Origin of the sequence: Shewanella sp. SM74, assembly GCF_025653725.1 — a bacterium.
GTDB lineage: Bacteria > Pseudomonadota > Gammaproteobacteria > Enterobacterales > Shewanellaceae > Shewanella > Shewanella oncorhynchi.
The window spans coordinates 1-4,512 of the sequence record NZ_JAKKRZ010000066.1 but is presented as its reverse complement, the minus strand read 5'-3'; the positions used below and the strand labels follow the sequence as shown (position 1 = coordinate 4,512).

Here is a 4,512-nt window from a genome sequence, read left to right as displayed (position 1 = left end):
CTCAACAAAGCCACCGTCATCATCCTGAAACGCCAACAACTGACGCTTGCGATAACTAAAATATGTAGGAATGATGCCCTGACGTTTTGCAAATTCAGTTTGGGTGAGACCACTTTGGGCTTGCTCGGCAAACAAGGCCAGCCATTGTTCTTTGGTACGGTGCATGATGATTACCCTGGCAGTTGATAATGGCAGACAGGGTAAGGTTGATCAGTTAGGATTGGAATGTGTGGTTGGCGTTACGCTTACTGTATGACCATATTAAAGTTTGATAAAAAATTAAGGTTTTCATGAACGGTAATGACGCAATAGTTTGATAAATTATCAGAGGACAAATTTCATTTTTTGATAATAAAGTTTGATCACTTTGAAACTCACTTTTGGACATAAATGTTTTACGAACTTCGGGCGACATCTACATTTCCCACTTCCAGATAGCAAAACGGCACCTCATGAAGCGGTGCCGCTAGTGACTGGAATTGGACAAAATCATTCACCTCTGCTCTGAAGTGTTAGATTCATTATATGCAAAATTTCTTGCTGAACATGCATAACGCATACATGGATAAACACTGAAGCACTTTGGGGTTCTGGGGATTTCCCCCTCTAAAAAGACATAATCCTCTGTAGACTACACCAATAAATGGCTGCGGAGGTGGTTTACTTTCAGTTTGGAGCCTAATCATCCACTATCGGCCTCGTTATTTCGCCAATATCGGGCAATTTCCCAGTATTAGTGAAGTTATACGTTCCGCTTAAGTTGATATTTTGCCACGCAACGGGCGAAACAGAACGAGTGATACCCGCTTTCTCTTCATCTCCTCTCGCTTCAAAGTGTTCCAGCAGATGACTCAGTATCGCGGAGTTGAAGTAGATGATCGCGTTGGCAAGCAATCTTGCACATTCATTCCAGATAGCGATTTCAGACTCGTTTTTGCCTCGGAACTGATCGCCATTTACCGACGCAATAGCCCGTCTCAGGAAGTGCCACGCTTCTCCCCGGTTAAGAGCACGCTGAACGTACTGCCGCAAACTGGCATTGTCTATGTAATCCAGTAAATATTGCGCTTTGACCAGTCGATTATACTCCGTCAGCGCCTGTAATGTCGGGTGCCCCGAAGGATAACCAGACAACTTTCTTACCAGCATTGCCTGTGTCGTTCGCTTTGTCTGAAGTGACAGAACAATGCGCCTAATATCCTGCCATCCCGTTTCGATGACATTCGTCCTGATGGGCTTTTTCAGGGCAAGGTTGGTGCCGCCATGTTCATTTTCAGTTACGTCAAACAGATCGTTGATGACACTACTGAACTGCGCGTATCGCGGTGCAAAACTGTAACCGCATAGATCCAGTAAGGCGAAGTTAACATGATTGACACCGTGTGTATCTGTCGAGAGTACGTCAGGTTTGATATCACTGCTGTTGGATTGTAACAGGTCATAAATATAGTGTGATTCGTGCTCGTTGGAACCGATGATCCGAGCATTGAGGGCGCTGTGGTTGGCTACCAGTGTCATGGCCGTGATCCCTTTATTGGTGCCGAAATACTTAGAGGAGTACCGGGTTTTAAAGGTTTCCAGATGGGTTTCGAATTTCTGACCATCCGCACTGGCATGCAACTGGTCCTCCTGAATATGGTAGTGGCGGAAGATGGGTAGCGCTGCAACCGCATTATTGATCACATCGCTGGCATCATGCAGCGTTTCAGGCCGGATATAGTTGGCCTGCACCGTACTCAGGTGTTCATAGCTTCGATCGGAGATCTGCGCCATGCCATACACACCACGGTGAGTGGCGTTGGCAATCAGAATGGCCAGTAAATCATCCTGATGAGTGAACCCTTGTTTTTGTATCGGAAGTACATGAGTCAGACATTTCATGAACCCGGTTTCGCGCTCTACATACCGCAGTACATCCGCGATATCGACCGGTTGCATTCGCTTAAAAAAGGGATTGTTGACCAGAGATGTAGCGCTTTTGGTCGGCAGACGCCAGCGGGTACCGGTACGATTTTTCATGATCACATTTCGATTGTCTCCCTCATCAATATGGAGAGCAACGTCTTTGAGCGCACTTTCCAGCCGGTGTTGTTGCTCCTGTAACAATAACTCTGCGGGCTGTTTTAGTCTGTCCAGTGTTGATGAGGCCAGCAAGGTATCCTGCGATGTCTGGGGGATCAGGTCGTCTTCCAGTGCGCGGTATTTGGTAACATTTGGCAAATAAATGCGTCCGTTCAGTCGCGAAGTCAACTGGCGGTAGAGCAGCCATTCGTAACGTTGCGGGTTAACGTTATCCTGTTTAACCAACCATGGGAGGTGCTTTTTCGGGATGAGCGACGTATCCATCGTCTTCAGTGGTCCACCGGATGCGATTTCCGTCTGAATCTGTTGAAGTTGGGCGACGACGGCTTCTGAGCCTTTACCGGCCTCACAATCAAGGCACAAGAACACCTGCCTTAACAGTTGCTTCAGGAGATTGCATTGTTCATCGTAATGTTGCCACTGGTACTCTTCCACGGTCCGTTTCTGTTTTTTCAGGTAAAGGCAGAGGGTCTGGATATCCCTGTCATTCATGACCTTCAATGCCTGTTGTCTGACTACTGAGAAGGGTTGATTATCATCAATGTTCTCATCCACAAACAGATGCAGTAACTCTGCCGCTTTTGTGACATTGTCCGCGGCTGACTGCCAGGACAGGAACACTGCTTGTTGTGCAAAGGTGTTGGCAGCTTCTTGTTGCTTGCGGATATGGTAAATGAACCCATCAGTTAACCGTTCCAGTGCCAGTTGTATCCGCTCTGTCAGGTGACATAGCAACCATAGATGCTGCTGTGCGCGTTTGAATCGTTTGAGTTTACTGCCGTAATAGTTGATGAGCTCACCGAAGTGTTGTCGATTTTTAAGAGACAGATTAAGCCCATCGATAACGCCATTGATTTGCGTGCGCCATGGCGCTAACTGATGATAAAGGGCAAGCTCTTTTTTAAGCTCAGGTACGGTCAGACTTTTTGCACCGCCTCTGAGCTGGTTCAGGCTTAGTCCGTCATCAATGGCTGTTATGCTGTCCAGAAAGACGTGAAGTTCAGGACTGGTGAGTTGATTAAGTTGGTGCGCCAGGTCTTTTCTGACCTGCTGCATTGTTCTGCTTATCAGTCTCTGGAGTACGGTATACCTGGGGATAGCAATGCTGTGACTGGCTAGGAATTCAATAGCAGTATCAAAGAGGTAACGCGGCTCCAGCCAGGCATTGCCCACCTGAACAAGGTGGTCGAAAAGAGAATTGAAGTGCTGACTTTCGTCCCATTTGTGATAACCAGCAAGGTCTAATACTTTTGCGTAGAGTCGATCTTTTTGTTTTTGTGAGGGAGTGAATGGTCTGAGCCCCTTGCCGCCAAGCAGCTCTTTACTGATGAACATTAAATCCTTAGAAACCTGCGAGTAAGCGATATCTAGGATGACGGGCTTTGATTTAAAGTATCCCAAAATCGCGACAAAGTAACATCTATGAGCTCTGAGACGAATTGACCGAAAAACTGCCAATTCCCCATCGTTCAGAGAAAAATACAGACGTTGTTCTTCGATTGAAAAAATGGGTGGGGAATAAAGATCTGCCTGTTCTGCTCTCGTGAGAATAGAAATTTCGTTTTTGATGGCCATATCAGGGCTGTTCCGTATTAAAATGTACGATATCTACCTAATTTGCCACACTTATAAGTAGTAACCTACCTCCACAGCCATTTATTAGTGTGGTCTACAGAGGATTATGTCTTTTTAGAGGGGGAAATCCCCAGAACCCCAACTTGTTATATTTCATAGCATAGCCTTTAATATTGTTGCTATTGCAGCTTTTTGCTGCGGATCAGTTGCCTCTTCGAATATCCTTACTAAATAAGGGGCCACATGCTTTTTTTCTTCATTGGACATTACAAATGAATCGTCAAACCAAATTTGATTATCGCTATCAAGCATAATCGTAAAAGCATCATTACCACTCTTTACGATCAGTCCAATCACTTCGGCCTCTACAAAGGTTCCCTCATAGATTAAGTTGCTTTTTATAGCTGAAACTCTTGGGTTCATCTCACTCTTAGCCATCAAGGGGCTAACAAAAAACAATGAAATTACTAGAATCCAAATCTTCGACTTCACCGACACACCTCGATTGAAATATAACGCCCAGCTCACCGCGCGATGTGATGTTGGCGACTTTGCTGCGTGTTTTTGCAGGAAAGGTGCAAACATTACAGAGTCCGGTGGAGCTGTTTGTGTACGCCCAGCATGGGCATGAACTAATGGGGTGAAAGTCCTCTGTAGGAAGGTCACCGTTCAATAACATGCTGTTATTAAACGTTAACTACTAGCGAATGGCAAGGGCTTATCCGCGAGGATTGGTCTGAAGGAAGCCGCTAGCAAATTTGCGAGCTGATGAACAAGAACATCATATGAGGCGTAGGCTAGAGGTGAGTTGGCACAAGACGACGAAACCACGTGATCTAATGGCCACCGTAAATG

General features: G+C 45.9%; 3 protein-coding genes. All 3 read right to left on the bottom strand.

What is annotated here, in order from left to right:
- A partial coding sequence (gene tnpA, locus L5M49_RS24775; RefSeq protein ID WP_411569122.1) for an IS66 family insertion sequence element accessory protein TnpA occupies positions 1–165 on the bottom strand: 165 nt, incomplete at its 3' end.
- A gap of 513 nt (positions 166–678) precedes the next feature.
- Positions 679–3,657: a Tn3-like element ISShfr9 family transposase gene (locus tag L5M49_RS24770; RefSeq protein ID WP_006991878.1), complete on the bottom strand. Its 2,979-nt coding sequence runs from the start codon at positions 3,655–3,657 to the stop codon at positions 679–681.
- A 153-nt stretch (positions 3,658–3,810) separates the two neighbouring features.
- Positions 3,811–4,242, bottom strand: coding sequence for a hypothetical protein (locus tag L5M49_RS24765; protein WP_124017909.1), 432 nt, complete (start codon positions 4,240–4,242; stop codon positions 3,811–3,813).
- Positions 4,243–4,512: the final 270 nt, after the last annotated feature.